Below are 15239 nucleotides of genomic sequence, written 5' to 3'. Positions count from 1 at the left end.
TTTCATACGATAATTAATGACTTTAGTTAGGTATCTTGCCAAAAGAATAGTTGAAAGATTGATACTACTCTTGGGTGTAGTTATCTTTAACTTCGTCATATTTCAAGTTCTTCCTACAATATACGGGATTAATCCCGCTGAGCTTTATGTGCCCTTAACTTACAAGGGATTACCAAGGAGTGAACTCGTTCAGGCCTTAGATAGGCAATTCGGGCTAAATCTTCCCTTGGATGAGAGATTCTTCGTTTACATGAAATCGTTGCTGACCTTTCATCTAGGTATATCAATGAGTTATCAAGAACCAGTAATTACGTTAATTGAGCAAAGGTTTCCTGTAACTGCTCTCTTGGTTATTCCTAGCTTAATCCTGAGTACTATTTTGGCGCTCGTACTTGGTTTGTACTCTATTTCTAGACAAGGTAAAATAGGTGATGTGGCCGTTAGCTTCACATCGATAATGACATATTTCATACCCGCCTTTTGGTTGGGGGAAATAGTTCTCTACTTCTTCGGTTTCTATTTGAGGATATTTCCAACCAACTTAGCCGAGGCGATAACTGCTAACGGGCACTCCCTAGAGGGGTTCGTATATTGGATAAATCTAATGAAGTTCCTTACGCTACCTATCCTTTTCATTACTGTGATAAGTTACGGAGTTAGGAACATTCTCTTTCGGAATAACGGAGTGGAACTTATGGGTAGCAACTTCGTTAATTATCTTAGAGCTAGAGGAATTGACGAAAGGAAAATACTCTACAAACACGTAACAAGAAACGCGATAATACCCGTAGTTACTAGAGTAGGGATAGACATAGCTTTCTTATTTGCCGGTGTAGTGTTCATTGAGGACATATTTAATATACCTGGGTTGGGAAGATTGTTAGTAAGAGCTGCAGAGAATCTGGACGTACCTCTTTTAGGAGGCGACTTTTACGTCATTACGTTGTTTGCAGTCGTTATACTTCTCGTTTTAGATTTGATTTATCCGCTTATTGATCCCAGGGTGAAGTACGAATGAATAAAACTGTGAAAGATCTTTTGCAGAGGAAAACGTTCATCTTCTCAATAGTAGTTATCCTGTTCTTCGCGCTAATTGCGCTACTAGCTCCCGTCCTTACCTCGTATAACAATCCTTATCAAGTTTCACAACAATTCGTAGCAGCACCTTATGCGGTACCCTCTTGGGCAACAATATTCCCTCAATACCACGGATTACCTCCAAACGTTAAGGTTGAGTTACAGCCTAACGAACCTATATCACGGTTTAACACCACTTTTTATAAAGTGACAATTCCTGCTGGTGGAGAGGTGAACGTAACCTATAACTTGCTCTGGAACTGGTCCTCACCTTATAATATTGATCTGTCCACAACTGTTGTTACCCCCAACACGAACGACTTTCAGATTAACCTGTTCGTAAACGAGTTCAATATTATGAGTTTCTCCCCATTACCTATCCCTCCGCAGGTTTTCATTGCTCCCGGAAAGGCAAATGCCATAATTTTCTCCTCACAAGAGGCGACCTCAACCAACTCTCCTTACGTTTCGTCCCTTCCATCTCAAGACGCTTTCTTAGCATCTATAGAATTACCTAAGACTCTCCTTCCTAGGCCTGGGGTCTATCATATAGTCCTCTCCTTTCAAAATACTGGAAATAAACCAGAGACCTTCTTGGTTTCCAATTTAGGTTACTCTTCATTAGGATTAACTTATGGAAAGTTAGGAACTGATGACAGCGGAGGAAGCGTCTTCGCTGAATTCGTCTATGGGGCTAGGTTTGACCTTTATTTAGCTCTTATAGCTTCAGCCCTGATAATAGGCATAGGGTTGATAGTGGGTTTATTAGCTGGATATATAGGAGGATTTACCGACTTGGTTTTAAATGCCTTTACGGACTTCTTTTTACTAATCCCTGGATTACCTCTACTCATAGTGTTAATATCTATCCTTGACCTCACAGGGGCGATAGTTAACGTAAATAAGGCAGTGATAATTCTTCTCATCATCTCATTGTTATCCTGGCCTGGGACTGCCAAAATAATAAGAGGACAGACGTTATCCCTTAGGAACAGAACGTTCGTTGAGGCCTCCAAGGCACTAGGTGAGGGAAAGGCTAGAATACTCTTCAGACACATAGTACCTAACCTCATGGGCATACTATTCGCCCAACTCTCCTATGATGTCCCAGGCGTAATTTTGGCAGAGTCCGGTCTTGACTTTCTAGGATTAGGGATAACGGGTTTCCCCACGTGGGGGAATATGCTAGGGTTCGCCACAAACAATCTTTCTTTCGTTAACGGTTTCGCATGGTGGTGGGTGCTTCCTCCTGGGATCGGAATAATACTCCTAAGTACAGCCTTCTATTACTTTGGTTCCGCAATGCTGGACGTTTTAAGTCCATACAAGCTCAGAGGTGAGTAGGTTGATATTCGAAGAGTCGACAGATAATTTACTTTATGTTGATTCATTAAAAACTTACTACAAAACCAAGACTGGATACGTAAAGGCTGTAGACGACGTCTCTTTGTTCCTTGACAGGTCAAAAGTTATTGGCGTTGCTGGAGAATCTGGATGTGGTAAATCTACATTGGTTACCACTATATTTAGGGTAGTACCAAAGAACGCTCACATTATGTCCGGATCGATTAAGTTCAAAGGGCAAGACATCCTTTCTATGGATATAAAGAGGTTTAGAAAGGAGATAGTTTGGAAGGAGATAGCTTACATACCTCAAGCATCAATGGACGTTTTAGACCCAGTCTACAAGGTTAAGGATCAGATGTTAGAGACGATATTAACTCACGAAGACGTCTCTAAGGCAGAGGCGATGGAAAGGATTTATAAGGCCTTGGAGAACGTGGGAGTCCCTCACGAGAAAGCAGACATGTTTCCGTACGAACTTTCTGGAGGTCAAAGACAGAGGATAGTAATAGCCATGTCCTTGTTACTTAACCCCTCTATGATAGTTTCCGACGAAGCGACAACAGCACTGGACGTCATAACCCAAGCTAAGATCCTGGAACTTATGAAATCCCTACAAGAAAGTAGAAAGTTCAGCATGATGTTTGTGACTCACGATCTATCCCTCTTGGCTAACGTAAGCGATTCGATAGCGATAATGTACGCAGGGAAATTAGTAGAGTTCGGGGATGTGGAGAAGGTGTTCAGTAACCCGTTACATCCATATACCCAACTTCTTATAAGGGCGATACCTAACATCGCAATGAGAAAGAAGAAGAGACTTGTGGCCATTCCAGGTTATCCTCCTGATTTGGAGAATCCACCGAAGGGTTGTAGGTTCGCCCCAAGATGTCCCTTAGCTATGCCGATTTGTAACGAAAGGGAGCCGGAGCTTTCTAGAGCTGAGGGATTCCATTACGTGGCCTGCCACGCGGTGAGTAAAAAATGATAGAAGCTAAGAGCTTGAAAGTGTATTTCAAATCAAGAGACGTTGTAGTAAAGGCCCTCGACGACGTTAGTGTCCAGGTTAGGGATAAAGAGATAGTTGGGATAGTTGGAGAATCTGGGAGCGGTAAGACCACGCTCGGAAGAACTATATTGAACCTTCAGAAACCTCTCTCTGGGGAGGTTCTATGGAATGGTAAGAACGTGTTCAAGCTAAAGGGTAAGGAAGAGAAGGAGTTTAGGAGACAGAATCAAATAATTTACCAGAACCCATATGAGGCTGTAGATATCAGGCTAAAAGTTTACGATATTGTCGCAGAGGGCATAAGGGTACACGGTCTTGCTGACACTAGGGAAGAGGAGAGAGAGATGGTCTTGAGGACCCTAAAGGAGGTGGGATTGACACCAGAAGAGGACTACGCGAACTCCTTACCCAATCAACTATCTGGGGGTCAACTTCAGAGGGTCGCTATCGCACGAGCACTCGTATTGAATCCTTCCTTCATCGTTGCCGACGAGCCTGTCTCTATGCTTGACATGTCTATAAGAGCAGGAGTTCTGGAGATCTTCGAGAGGTTAAGGAACGAAAAGGGGATGGGAATCATGATGATAACTCACGACATATCTACCTTGGGATACATTGCGGACAGGGTGTACGTTATGTATCAAGGTAAGGTGATAGAGTATGGAACAATGGATAGCGTTTTGGAGAAGCCCCTTCATCCATATACTCAAGCCCTAATAACCGCAGTTCCTATCCCAGATCCCTCAGGTAGATCTACCTTGTTTTCAGTGAAGGTCAAAGAGGAATCCGAACCCTACAATGGGAAAGGATGTAAGTATTACCCTAAATGTCCCCTAGCTATGACTGCGTGCAAGGAGAAAGAGCCTCAATTAATTGGTGTCTCTAGTGACCACTACGTCTCCTGCTTCTTATACTGAAGAGAGGGGTCTAACCACCCTGAGGGAATTGGTTTTCTCCTTAGCGTTCGTGCTAATAGGCTTCACTATATCTTGGCTTTCAGATCCTCTTTTATTTAGTGCAATAATTCCAATCTCAATTTTTATTTTATTTTTTCGAGAATGGAAACTAATAGTCGGACTTAAAGAACTGGAAAGAAAGGGAGTTCTGCGCTTCGAACCAAAGTTCAAAACGAACAGAAAGGAAGCTAACAGAACTTTGAGCTTGGTGATTTTCATAATCGCTGCCCCCATGGTCTTATCGTTCTTCCTACCTCCTCTACCTTGGCTCAGTTTAACAATGGTTTTCATAATGGGCTGGCCTGCGTCTAATATACTAGAGTTTATTTTGCAGAAAATAATAGAAAAGAAAACTAAAATGGTGTTAAGAAAATTTTACAATTGGACATCCATTCATGGAGAGGAAATGATGAGAGATTATGGATGGGTCTTAAAGGAGAGGGCTTAGCTTGCGATAAGTTGAGTTAAGACTTATAGAGGTCATTGTCTTGGGAACATTTATTACGATCTCGAATGAAATGCGAATATGATAAGATGTCCAAGATGCGGTTACGAAAATCCAGACGAGGTTAACTTTTGCGAAAGGTGTAGATATCCTCTCTCCTCCAACTTAACCGTTTCGACCAAATGTCCAAGATGCGGTTACGAGAACGCACCAAACGCGGAAGTTTGCGAAAGGTGTAGATATCCTCTAAGGGTGTCCAGCTTCAAAGTGGAAAACGAGGAAAAACCGAGTAAGGAACCGTATTTAAGGGTAAAGGACGGAGCGCTCTATCTCACTATAGGGGTGTTTTTCCTGATTTTATCGATGCCCTCAATAAACTTCGTTATCCAGAACGTTCTTAGTTTCGTGTCTGTAATATTCTTAGGTTTAGGAACAGGAAGTTATTCGCTAGGCTTCAGATTACTTGGAGAAAAGGGCTTCAAGGGCCCATCTATATCATCTTTCCTTTTGCTTCCCGGCTTTTTACTACTATTGTCAGGAATAGGGGTAGTTGAACTTAATGTAACTAAGTTGAACTTATCAGACCTCTCTAGGAACCCCTTAGCTGTGGCGCTAATTGATCTCGGATTCCTCCTCTTTCTCATAGGTGGAATAGGAATAACGGTTGGTGTGTATAGACTATCCAAGATACTAAATAGACAGGGTCTAAGGTTAGGCTCAATAGTTTCGTTGGTTGGCTTTGTTTCCTTTATCCTGTTCCCTGAACTTGGTTTCCTCCTGATAGGAGGTCAGTTCTTAATTTTCTTGGAGCTAAGAACGATATTAAATGAGATGGAGAGGAAGGTCACTTGAACTTTACAGCGAGCATGCTGACTCCTCCCCAAGGTAAGTCGTAACCCAATATCTCCGCCGACTCCGGGTTTGAAAATCCTAGGGTTACGTAAAGGGGATTAAGTAAACCCTCGGGTTGGGCCTCCACCCACTCTTTCGTCCTTGGGAGTTCTAGAATTTCTTTAAATTTTCTCCTTGCTATTAGGTCCATTAAGATCTGATCAAATTTAGACTGCTTAGGTTTTACATTAAGGGAAAATAGATCCAATCTGTGAGTTGGTGAGCCCGTACCAAGTAGGATTACCTTTCTACCCTCGGAAGCCCTAGAAATTATCTCGCCTAATTTATAGTGTTCTTCAGGAGTACCTTCAGTTATTGAGACCGTAACTACCTTAATTCCTGGAAAAACGAAGCTCAAAGGGATCCAGGCTCCGTGATCTAATCCCCACGACGTGTCACCCTCGATTTCAACCCCTGATTCCCTTCCGAGATTGATAATTCGTTGGGCCAACTCCACATCGTTCTCAGCGGAGTAACAGAACTTGTACAGTTCGTCTGGAAATCCGTAGTAGTCCTGAATACACTCGAGCTTCTCTTGGGTCTCCACGAGATGTTTTCCACTCCATGATATGAAGTGAGGACTAACTACCACTATAGTATCGGGCTTTATCTCTTTCCTTACGTCCTCTCCGATTTTTCTCATCAGGTCCTTCCATGGGACGTTCTCAGTTAATATCGTTGGGGATCCGTGAGATACGAATAGGCCTAACATGAACTACACTTTAATAGATAAAGTAACTTTACAAACTTATAACACTTTTCCCTCAAACTCTACATAGAAAAGGATAATAATTATTTGCCCTAACTCAATCCTGCCATGAAGGTAGTTTTCCTCATAATGTCTGGAGACGAAAAATTAGGTCTAGCCTTAAGGATGGCATACAATTCGGCTAAAAACAAGAGATATGACGATATCAAGCTACTCTTCTTTGGACCTAGTCAAAAGAGTTTGACCACTCTTCAAGGAGATCTAAAGAACATGTTTGAGCAGTTGCTGAAAGACGGAGTGGTTGACTCAGCGTGTGTAGGAGTTGCTGAGAACATGGGTTTAAAGGACTCGCTCTTGCAGATGGGACTGAGACTAACTCCCATGGGCGAAACGTTGTCAAAGTACGTAAATCAGGGTTACGAGGTTATAACTTTCTAAAAGAGTGCCAAAATTCCGAAGATCAGGACAAAGGCTAGACTAGACCAATATAATATAGATTCTTTTCTAGAATTTTTTAGATCTCCCATTATTTTTTTGTCTCGTGAGATTATGCCCTGGATTATACCTGGCCCAATTAAGGCGAACACTAATGCGACTAAAAGATTCAGAACCGCGTTTGTTAGCTCTTCCATTGGAACAAGTGAGATGGCCAAGGCTGCCGGAACACTTTCAATTAAATATATTAGATTGACCTTATTACCTTTAATCCCTAAAGCTTCTGCAACGCCCCAAGCGCTTCCCAAAGATATCACAACTAGAGCTAGGAAGGCCGCCGCTACCAATCCTATACTGAAGAAAGCTGGTGACAGAGGTCCGGCTACAGAGCTTAACGAATGGGATAAGGACATTGGAGAAAGGAAGTCGGTGCTGGGATCGGCCCCTGCCATAGACATCTCGACGAGAACCATTAGGATTTCTGTGGCGAAAGCTCCCAATGCTGTCTCCATTCTCACCTTGCTTAACGCCTTCCTCTTAGACATTACCTCCTTCTTAATGGAGAACTTGATTGCGGTTGCAGAGGTTTGAAAGAATAGCATGAAGGGCATTACCACGGCTCCTACGTTGGCCGCCAAAAGAAAGACGAAGGTGGGGGATGGTGAGAAGAAGAAAACTGGGTAGGGCTTTATTCCGCTCTCTACTAAAACTAATGAGAATCCTATAAACAAAAGCGGTGAGATTATTAACAAAACCTTCTCAGCCTGCTCGTACTTACGTCCTAACACAATGAGTAAATGAAGTACGAAAATTAGAGGGACGGATAGGATCGTAGGCACTCCAAAAATGGCCAATCCTACCGCTGCCCCAGCATATTCAACAGCGTAAGTTAGCACATCGGTCAGAGCCATAGGTAGGGCCATCAAAGTTGAAATCTTAGTGGAATACCTTTCCCTAATTATCTCCCCCAATCCCTTCCCGGTTGCAATCCCTATCCTTCCTGAAACCTCCTGAATGAAGTAGAGTGGGATCGCAAGTAGGAGGAGAAACCAGACCAGAGAGTACTTCAAGACTGCCCCAGTCTCAGCTGCACCTATTGTACTTGAGGCGTCCATGTCCGCCATCATAACCAACCACGCTGGACCGAACATCGCTAGGTAATTTGTCAAATTACGCCAGCTCGTAATAGATTTACGCCTCATCGTAATGTAAAATTACTTTATCATATAAAAAGTTTACCCTAAAGATTAAGATACGGACGAAGACTTATGATCGTAACCTTTGGAAGTCAGGAAGCCTCTATCTGGAAAGTGCCAAGTAGTCTTCATCCCTTAAGTCCCATGTTAGAGCCTTCGCCAGCTCCTCCACATGTGGTTTAGTTGAAGCTTTGGGAATAGGGATGGCCTTCTTGGACACGTAGTTCAACGCGACTTGAATCGGTGTCGCATTATAATTCTTAGCAATTTCTTGGAGCCTCTTGTCTTTCGTGACTTCTCCCCTTCCCAAAGGGCTGTATGCTATCACCTTTATTCCGTTCTTTTCTAGGAAGGGAATTAACCTTGACTCCGGGTCCCTTTTTAGGTAGCTGTACTCTATCTCGTTGGCCTCAATATCATGTTTCCTAGAGGCTTCTAAGGCCTCCTGAACTAACTCTACATCGAAGTTACTTATTCCGATGCAGTTTACTAGTCCATCATCAACCAATTTTTCCATGGCCCTGATCGTTTCCCTCAATGGGACGCTAGGAGAGGGCCAGTGAATGAGGTAGAGGTCTACGCTCTTCAAGTTTAGTCTCCTCAAGCTAGCTGTAGCAGATTTGATCACGTCGTCAAAGGAGAGATGATTGTTCCAAACCTTAGTTATTACTACATATTCCTCTCTATCTATGTCCCTCAGAGCCTGACCTACTAACTCTTCGGTGTGTCCTCCTCCATACATCTCAGCGGTGTCAAAAACGTTAATTCCCTTCTCAAATACGAAACGTAATAGATCTACCCAGTAATTATCTCTTGTTTTATCAGCTGACCAATATCCTCCTCCTATCTTCCAAGTACCGAACCCAATTTTTGATATCTTTTTATCGCAAAGATTCATAGTATCATTGTGAAACCTTTGTACTTATTAGTTTTCCTAAATAGCGATAATTGATAAAATTCCTGGATCTAAATAGAGGATTAAAGAAGGATAATCAACCTTAGTTTGATGCGACCGATTTAGATTACCAACAGGAAGCTAGGAGTTGGCTCGAGAAGGTGCTTACTCAACCTTCGAATTTGATCAGGGACGTTGTCCATAGGTAATGTAGAGACGTTAAATAGATATTCTAGAAATGGGAAAATCGTAACTATACCTTTGAACCGAGTCGCTAACGATTTAGCTTGCTCCGCAAAGGAAGGTAAAGGTGGTATCATGTTTATTACAACACCGTCAACACCTTTTTGATCAAGCCTCATGACTTCAAGCGTAGCCTCTATGCTGAGCCTGTTGAAATCAGTTACGTAAATCCTCTTATAGCTCACGTTCCTAGGGATCGCTTCATAAATCAACTCCGCTAAATTATTTGACCTACCGTTTAAAGCAAGTTTAGAGTCAACTACAATCACGTGAGAGCCTCTAACAGCCTCGTTTAAAATTTTCGTCAGTCTCCCTCTTAACTCAGAGTCATTGAAAACTAAGTCTAACCTATCATCTATCATCCCGCACGGTTCTAACATCTTTATGACCCTGATTTTGCCCTTGTTTACTCTTATCTCCTTCCAAAGACCGCTCGAAGATCTGTCGGAAAAGATGCAAATCAGTCCCTTATCGTTCACCTCGAGCAATCTAGAGCTCCACCCTAAGTCGTCCAAGTCTATAAGCGATACGTTAAAACCATCATATGCCAAAGAGAGTGAAAGCAGTGATGATAACGTAGATCTACCAGCTCCACCTTTAACACCAGTCATTTCTACCAGTAACATTATATCTCTCTAATCTAATTGTCAAAATTTAAAGTTTCGTAAGAGAAACTCTAAGAAGTGTAAATCGAGTACGGAGCACTTTTCATGATGTGCGACTCACTAACTTTATCTTCCTTAGCGTGTGAGTAAACTTTTAGATTGGATTTAACTTTAATTAGTCCATATCTTCCTGTATAATATGAAATCGTGGATAATTGGGATATTAATCATCTTGGTTATCATAGTAGGTTATTTCGGTTACCAGTACCTAACTACAGGACAGGTTACCGTTTTAGCTGAGGACGCGCCAGGCATCACTGTAACTTTGATAATAACTTCAATTATGATACACCAAGTTAACGGATCTTGGATAACCTTGACAAACAGTACCATCAAGTACGTTTTCAGCTCTAACTTGACGCTACTTACCTCCGAGAGGATTCCTGCAGGCAAATATAATGAAATTTTCATTTATGTCAGTAACGCCACAGCTTCAATATTGGGATTGCCAGTTAAGATACCTAGTAACGTGATAAAGATTCACTTCGTGGAAAACAAGGATTTAATAGTGGGTCCAGGAGAGAACGCACAGATTATAATAAGCTTCCCTCACGTGTCAATCTCCTCGGGTTCACTAATAATCTCTCCCTCCGTTACTGCAGAAGCCATAAATTAGATTGGCTGTTTATTTGAAGCTTTTACGCGTTGAGGAATCACTGAGATTTATAAAATTCCCCACTTATCTATAATGAGCAAAAATGGCCAAAGTTGGTTTCATAGGCGCAGGAAAAATTGGACAAACCATAGCTTATTCGGCAATGGTGAGCGGTGCGGTTGATGAGGCTGTGATATACGATATAATCCCTGAACTTCCAGAAAAGTACGAACATGAACTTAGACACGCCTTCGCCACAAGGGGGATTAAGCTTGAGGTTTTAGGAACTAACTCTCTAGATGACGTTTCTGGGATGGACATCATTGTAATCTCAGCTGGTAAACCAAGGAAACCGGGAATGAGTAGAAGGGACCTTTTCGTAGATAATGCAAAGATAATGATAGACCTAGGCAATAAGTTACCTGCCAAGAACCCAGGAGCTATTTACCTGATGGTTGCAAATCCCGTTGATATGATGGCATCGGTTTTCATGAAGTACTCTAAACAGTTTACGATCAGTGCTGGGGATCAGGTTGAGACAATGAGGATGAGATCTTTTATTGCAAAGAAGTTGAAGTTGCCAGTTAGCGCAGTGGACGGTTTCGTTGGAGGGGAACATGGGGAGGACGCAGTGGTATTGTGGAGCACTGTGAAGATCAAGGGACAGCCTGTAGATAAATATAATGTAAACAAAGACGAGGTTACCGATTACGTCAAAAAGATTCCTGGAGAGATAATCAGAGTGATAGGAGGAACTACCTGGGGTCCGGGAACCATTATTGCTGATATCATCAAGGCTTTTGCCTTAAATGAAAACAGGGTGATGAGCATTGCCACCCCTAGAGAGTATGAGAAAGAGATCATCCACGTAAGCGCTCCTACCGTCGTAGGATCAAGTATAGGCCCGTCTCTCGAAACTCTCCTAGATGAGAAGGATAGATGGAGTCTAAACGCATCAATGAAAGACTTCTACGAAGTTTATAAGGATAACTTAAAGCAACTGGAGCAAACAATGAAAGCTTAAATCGAGCATCTTTTTCCCTTTTTCACTTATTTAATATCTTGTATGTCTTCTGTAAAGATAGGTACACAAAAGTTGAAAGTAAGAGAACTCAAGCCCAGAAGTAGGGCAGATGTAACCGTAAAGGTAGTCAGTTTAGGAGAGAAGAGGAGCGTAATAGGAAAGGACGGTTCATCCCATCAGGTCATGGACGTCCTTGTGGGAGATGAGACCGGTTCTATACTCATGAGCGTGTGGGACTCTAATATACCAAAGATTTCTCAAGGGAAGTTCTTCACAATTGAGGATGGGTTTGTATCCGTTCACAGAGGATCCATGAGACTTTCCTTGGGAAGAAGTGGAAGGCTAATCGAAACTCAGGGGACCTTTGAAGCTAACACGCAAAATAACGTCTCGAACAAGGTTGTAGAGGATAACTACAGAAGATTTAGATAAAATTTTTTACGTACTTAATTCAGATTTTCTTAAGGTTTCTGGACCTATTGTAAGACCTATGAAAGCTAAGGCTGCCCCTACGCCTAGGACAACGTTAGCTGATTGAGATACAGAAGTGAACGCTGAAAGTTGGGATATTAAGAGTTGAGTGAATCCAGCTACTATGAAGGCTCCGTTATATGAGAAACCGACACCTGTAGCTCTGCTGAAGGTCTTAAACCTCTCAGCCAAATAGGCCGGAGAGATCGCCGAGGCTAAATTCATACCAAAACCGAAAGCCATCATTGAGCTCAATGTGGGTGATCCAAACATGTAGAACCATGTGGCAGTAATTACGCCCACCAGAACGCCAATTAGCCCTATTGTCCTCCTTCCTATAAGATCAGATAAGAAACCAGAAATTATCATAGCAGGTATTCCAATAACGTTCATTATTAAGGCTAAAAACCCGTAAGTTTGAGGAGAGAGATGAAGAGCTTGGCCAAGGTAAGTGGGGATAAATTGGGGCCCTGCGTAGATCATTACCCAAAATCCTATCATTACTAGAATAGTTTGCCAGAGCGGACTTAAACCCTTCAATGGATAGTCCTTCTTGGCCTCTACGTAAATCTTTGGTTCAGTGACCTTCACCCTTATGAGAAGTGCTAGGACTGCTGGTACCACACCGATGAAAAAGATATACCTCCACCCTTCTACTATAAAGTCAGGTGACCTCGCTAACGTAGTGAATAGGACGTCGACCAGTACAAACCCTAGCAGAGTTCCAGACTGCATTATTCCGGAAAACGTTCCTCTCCACCTTGGAACGCTCTCCATGGCCAAAGTGAATGAGCTTGAGACGTCCCCGCCTATGAAAACTCCTTGGAGTATTCTAAGAAGCGAAAATAGCAGAGGTGCTAATATTCCGACTTGAGCGTAAGTTGGTAACAAGCCTGTTAATCCTATAGAGAGTGAGTAACCTAAGACTGTAGCTATCAGGGCCTTTTTCCTTCCCCTGATGTCCGCAATGAAGCCGAACAGGAATCCACCTAATGGCCTTGTTACTATAGTAAAGACTACGGGAAGTACAGCCCCTAATAATCCTAGCGTTGGATAAAATACCTTCTCAAGAACTGCTGCAGTGATTACTACAGCCCCCAAGTCATATGAGTCCATAACCCACGATAAATAGGCTCCGACGTAATTAGATCTCATATCTCAGAAATCAAGAACGTAATTTAAAAAGTTAATCAAAAAATAGGTAAACAAATGTAAAAAATCAGGACCTTCTTCTCAGTAGAACTACCGCTGCTACAATTATGATTACTACAATAACTATCGCTACGTACAGTAGATCGGAGCTTGAGCTAGAATTGGCGCTTGGAGGAGATGTAACTGAAGTGCTTGTGTTAGTTGTTGTAACGCTTGTGTTGGTCTTGGTAGTGTTTGTCTGTGTTGTGCTCGTGGATGTGGTAACGTGCTGAGGAGGTTGGACTTCAAGGACCTTAGTGATGTTTGAAACAGAGACCTGTCCTTTTTGAGTGATAGAATAAGTTACAGCGCTCATGGTTAGCTGGGATGAGTTCAAAGGAGTGAACTTTGCGGAAAAGTTCTCCTGTTGCATAGGGGCCAACGTAAAATTGAACTCTCTGCTAAGGATAGACGTTGATCCTTGCTCTATAGTCAATATAAGATAACCTGAGCCTGAATAATTACCTTCGTTCCTAATATTAACTAACACGGAGTAAGTTAAGTTACTGTTTAGTGTAGTTACTTGAGAATTATTATAACTTATTTCCACTGTGGTAACGGGTTTAAACACCAGAGGTAGGAACACAATGGTAACGTTAACTGAGCTGTTAGTAACGACTATAGTACCCTCTTGAGTTTTTGGTAAGAACCCCGTTATATTGTTGATTAAATAGGTAAAATTACCGCTGGTCTCTTGAAATTCGATGTATTTCGATGTGGACTCTTTGGTAACCCCGTTAAGAGTAACAGACCAAGGCGATCCTTGAGGCAATCCGACTTCCACAAAAGATACGTTGTAGGTCTTAGCGTTTGAGACTCCAACGTACACAGGATAGGAGAACGTCTCACTGAAGTTCGGCTCAGCGCTGACGTGGACTAAGAGAGTATAGACTCCTGTAGAGTTTGGAGTCCACAAAACGGAGAAGGAAACCTTAGTCCCTCTATCTAACGTTCCAAAGGACGTTTCTGAATAAATTACCTTACCATTTAAAAGCATTGTATTATTTACTATAACGTTAGAGTTGATATTTCCTTGATTGTAAACGGACACACCTACCTCATAGGTGTTACCTGGTTCAAGCTCGCTCACCTGAGACCCTGTACTTTGTTGAATAAGCTCTTCATTAACCTTTATACTCAAATAGGGAAGGGAAAAGTTAACATCGATAGTTAGCGATCTGTTAACTAGAACGTATCCCTGATATGGAGTTGGTATATAGTTATTAACATTAGGTATACTATAATACAAATAAGATAAACCTGTAATTTTAAATGTAATAATATTTGTATTGGAAGAATTTGTTAGATTTCCAAGCTTTACCGTCCATTGAGTACCCTGCGGAAGGCCAGTCTCATTGAAAGTTACCGTGTATACGTCATTTGAAGAGCTGTTAGGGACTACGTTGTTCGGTGAGGAATTAACGTTAAGCTGATAAATAGCTGATATGGAAATTAATAGCGTGAGAAAAGTTAGCAGCCATACTTTTTGTTTCATAGTCTCAAAGGGATTTTGGGTACTACTATTAAAGTTTTTACGTAATAATAAACTCTATTAGCTATGGACTCTAATTGTTTTAATTCGATTAGAATTTCAATAGCTAATTTATGGTTAGACCAGACTATTAAAAACTAATATATCAAATAATATAGGAAACAAACATAAAATCTTATAATACTAGACCATCGTGATAAAAATATATCCTAATAGTGCTTTAACCTGTCTTCAAATACATTCCACTTATTCGATGAAGCTCTACGTTTTAATTACTTCTGGGCAGAGTTTCATGAAGCCGCTCAATAATATCCTCCCGAGCCTCCGTATCCGTTATAACCGGACCCGTTGGAACCAGAACCACTACTGTAAGAACTGTTGTTTGAGCTTTTGGACGTCGTTTGAGTAACTTTTGAAGTGGACCTTTGATGGACGTGAGTTAGTGCAACGCCCATAAAGCTAGCTCCTACAATAATTACCACTAAGGTAATCGCAATAATAGCTAATTTTGCACCTCTCAAGCCGTTCATCTCACCGTTCATTTTAATACTAGTTTATAAATAGTTTTTCCCAAATCTGATAATTTAGAGCCGAGTTTATG

Annotated in this window: 17 protein-coding genes; 10 read left to right on the top strand and 7 right to left on the bottom strand. The window is 41.8% G+C overall.

Going from position 1 to position 15239, the window contains the following annotated elements; translation table 11 throughout:
* Window positions 1-16 precede the first annotated feature (16 nt).
* The 6 genes from MCUP_RS07735 (at window position 17) to MCUP_RS07710 (ending at window position 5683) form a co-directional block, all read left to right on the top strand.
* Window positions 17-1018 (top strand): ABC transporter permease, encoded by a 1002-nt coding sequence (locus MCUP_RS07735; RefSeq protein ID WP_048057603.1) that lies wholly within the window; start codon window positions 17-19, stop codon window positions 1016-1018.
* Window positions 1015-2421 carry an ABC transporter permease gene (locus tag MCUP_RS07730; protein ID WP_013738244.1) on the top strand — a complete coding sequence of 469 codons (1407 nt, stop codon included), beginning with the start codon at window positions 1015-1017 and terminating at the stop codon, window positions 2419-2421. Before MCUP_RS07735 ends, MCUP_RS07730 begins: the two co-directional genes overlap by 4 nt.
* A gap of 1 nt (window position 2422) precedes the next feature.
* Window positions 2423-3409, top strand: a complete 987-nt coding sequence (locus MCUP_RS07725; RefSeq protein WP_013738243.1) for an ABC transporter ATP-binding protein — start codon at window positions 2423-2425, stop codon at window positions 3407-3409.
* A complete protein-coding gene (locus tag MCUP_RS07720; RefSeq protein ID WP_013738242.1) occupies window positions 3406-4347 on the top strand; it encodes an ABC transporter ATP-binding protein in 942 nt (313 codons plus the stop codon). Before MCUP_RS07725 ends, MCUP_RS07720 begins: the two co-directional genes overlap by 4 nt.
* The gene (locus MCUP_RS07715; RefSeq protein ID WP_048057601.1) at window positions 4316-4834 is read left to right on the top strand and encodes a hypothetical protein; all 519 of its coding nucleotides are present in this window, start codon (window positions 4316-4318) and stop codon (window positions 4832-4834) included. The genes MCUP_RS07720 and MCUP_RS07715 overlap by 32 nt, the downstream gene beginning before the upstream one ends.
* 78 nt (window positions 4835-4912) lie before the next feature.
* A complete protein-coding gene (locus MCUP_RS07710; protein WP_013738240.1) occupies window positions 4913-5683 on the top strand; it encodes a zinc ribbon domain-containing protein in 771 nt (256 codons plus the stop codon).
* Here the strand turns inward: MCUP_RS07710 and MCUP_RS07705 are convergent.
* Window positions 5676-6434: a dioxygenase family protein gene (locus tag MCUP_RS07705; RefSeq protein WP_013738239.1), complete on the bottom strand. Its 759-nt coding sequence runs from the start codon at window positions 6432-6434 to the stop codon at window positions 5676-5678. The two genes, MCUP_RS07710 and MCUP_RS07705, sit on opposite strands and share 8 nt — an antisense overlap.
* Before the next feature lie 105 nt (window positions 6435-6539).
* On the opposite strand from MCUP_RS07705, the gene MCUP_RS07700 reads away from it, so the two are divergent.
* A complete protein-coding gene (locus MCUP_RS07700) occupies window positions 6540-6869 on the top strand; it encodes a DsrE family protein (protein WP_013738238.1) in 330 nt (109 codons plus the stop codon).
* On the opposite strand, the gene MCUP_RS07695 is transcribed toward MCUP_RS07700, so the two are convergent.
* From MCUP_RS07695 to MCUP_RS07685, 3 genes are all read right to left on the bottom strand, one after another.
* Complete coding sequence (locus MCUP_RS07695; protein ID WP_048057600.1) at window positions 6866-8068, bottom strand: NRAMP family divalent metal transporter; 1203 nt, start codon at window positions 8066-8068, stop codon at window positions 6866-6868. The two genes, MCUP_RS07700 and MCUP_RS07695, sit on opposite strands and share 4 nt — an antisense overlap.
* 97 nt (window positions 8069-8165) lie before the next feature.
* A complete protein-coding gene (locus tag MCUP_RS07690) occupies window positions 8166-8960 on the bottom strand; it encodes an aldo/keto reductase (RefSeq protein WP_013738236.1) in 795 nt (264 codons plus the stop codon).
* Between the two features lie 119 nt (window positions 8961-9079).
* Entirely contained in the window at window positions 9080-9826 is a 747-nt protein-coding gene (locus tag MCUP_RS07685) for a hypothetical protein (protein ID WP_013738235.1), read from the bottom strand.
* A 178-nt stretch (window positions 9827-10004) separates the two neighbouring features.
* Here MCUP_RS07685 and MCUP_RS07680 point away from each other — a divergent pair, with 178 nt between their 5' ends.
* The 3 genes from MCUP_RS07680 to MCUP_RS07670 all read left to right on the top strand — a co-directional run bounded on the left by MCUP_RS07680 (window position 10005) and on the right by MCUP_RS07670 (window position 11916).
* Entirely contained in the window at window positions 10005-10481 is a 477-nt protein-coding gene (locus MCUP_RS07680) for a DUF4382 domain-containing protein (RefSeq protein ID WP_013738234.1), read from the top strand.
* Between the two features lie 82 nt (window positions 10482-10563).
* A complete protein-coding gene (locus MCUP_RS07675; RefSeq protein WP_013738233.1) occupies window positions 10564-11484 on the top strand; it encodes a lactate/malate dehydrogenase family protein in 921 nt (306 codons plus the stop codon).
* 42 nt (window positions 11485-11526) lie between these two features.
* Entirely contained in the window at window positions 11527-11916 is a 390-nt protein-coding gene (locus MCUP_RS07670) for a single stranded DNA-binding domain-containing protein (RefSeq protein WP_013738232.1), read from the top strand.
* 6 nt (window positions 11917-11922) lie between these two features.
* Here the strand turns inward: MCUP_RS07670 and MCUP_RS07665 are convergent, their stop codons facing one another.
* From MCUP_RS07665 to MCUP_RS07655, 3 genes are all read right to left on the bottom strand, one after another.
* On the bottom strand, window positions 11923-13110 hold the full coding sequence (locus tag MCUP_RS07665) for an MFS transporter (RefSeq protein WP_013738231.1): 1188 nt from the start codon (window positions 13108-13110) through the stop codon (window positions 11923-11925).
* A 64-nt stretch (window positions 13111-13174) separates the two neighbouring features.
* Window positions 13175-14641, bottom strand: coding sequence for a CARDB domain-containing protein (locus MCUP_RS07660; RefSeq protein ID WP_013738230.1), 1467 nt, complete (start codon window positions 14639-14641; stop codon window positions 13175-13177).
* A gap of 299 nt (window positions 14642-14940) precedes the next feature.
* Entirely contained in the window at window positions 14941-15168 is a 228-nt protein-coding gene (locus MCUP_RS07655) for a hypothetical protein (protein WP_148230923.1), read from the bottom strand.
* Between the last annotated feature and the right edge of the window lie 71 nt (window positions 15169-15239).

This window comes from Metallosphaera cuprina Ar-4 (assembly GCF_000204925.1).
In the GTDB taxonomy this organism is placed as follows: domain Archaea; phylum Thermoproteota; class Thermoprotei_A; order Sulfolobales; family Sulfolobaceae; genus Metallosphaera; species Metallosphaera cuprina.
This window is presented reverse-complemented; position numbering and strand designations above follow the sequence as displayed.

Excerpts from the sequence above, each read along its gene's own strand:
- MCUP_RS07670 (WP_013738232.1), top strand. The coding sequence starts at position 11,527 with ATGTCTTCTGTAAAGATAGGTACACAAAAGTTGAAAGTAAGAGAACTC.
- MCUP_RS07655 (WP_148230923.1), bottom strand. The coding sequence starts at position 15,168 with ATGAACGGCTTGAGAGGTGCAAAATTAGCTATTATTGCGATTACCTTA.
- MCUP_RS07730 (WP_013738244.1), top strand. The coding sequence starts at position 1,015 with ATGAATAAAACTGTGAAAGATCTTTTGCAGAGGAAAACGTTCATCTTC.
- MCUP_RS07705 (WP_013738239.1), bottom strand. The coding sequence starts at position 6,434 with ATGTTAGGCCTATTCGTATCTCACGGATCCCCAACGATATTAACTGAG.
- MCUP_RS07720 (WP_013738242.1), top strand. The coding sequence starts at position 3,406 with ATGATAGAAGCTAAGAGCTTGAAAGTGTATTTCAAATCAAGAGACGTT.
- MCUP_RS07710 (WP_013738240.1), top strand. The coding sequence starts at position 4,913 with ATGATAAGATGTCCAAGATGCGGTTACGAAAATCCAGACGAGGTTAAC.
- MCUP_RS07680 (WP_013738234.1), top strand. The coding sequence starts at position 10,005 with ATGAAATCGTGGATAATTGGGATATTAATCATCTTGGTTATCATAGTA.
- MCUP_RS07660 (WP_013738230.1), bottom strand. The coding sequence starts at position 14,641 with ATGAAACAAAAAGTATGGCTGCTAACTTTTCTCACGCTATTAATTTCC.
- MCUP_RS07685 (WP_013738235.1), bottom strand. The coding sequence starts at position 9,826 with ATGTTACTGGTAGAAATGACTGGTGTTAAAGGTGGAGCTGGTAGATCT.
- MCUP_RS07675 (WP_013738233.1), top strand. The coding sequence starts at position 10,564 with ATGGCCAAAGTTGGTTTCATAGGCGCAGGAAAAATTGGACAAACCATA.
- MCUP_RS07695 (WP_048057600.1), bottom strand. The coding sequence starts at position 8,068 with ATGAGGCGTAAATCTATTACGAGCTGGCGTAATTTGACAAATTACCTA.
- MCUP_RS07690 (WP_013738236.1), bottom strand. The coding sequence starts at position 8,960 with ATGAATCTTTGCGATAAAAAGATATCAAAAATTGGGTTCGGTACTTGG.
- MCUP_RS07735 (WP_048057603.1), top strand. The coding sequence starts at position 17 with ATGACTTTAGTTAGGTATCTTGCCAAAAGAATAGTTGAAAGATTGATA.
- MCUP_RS07700 (WP_013738238.1), top strand. The coding sequence starts at position 6,540 with ATGAAGGTAGTTTTCCTCATAATGTCTGGAGACGAAAAATTAGGTCTA.
- MCUP_RS07665 (WP_013738231.1), bottom strand. The coding sequence starts at position 13,110 with ATGAGATCTAATTACGTCGGAGCCTATTTATCGTGGGTTATGGACTCA.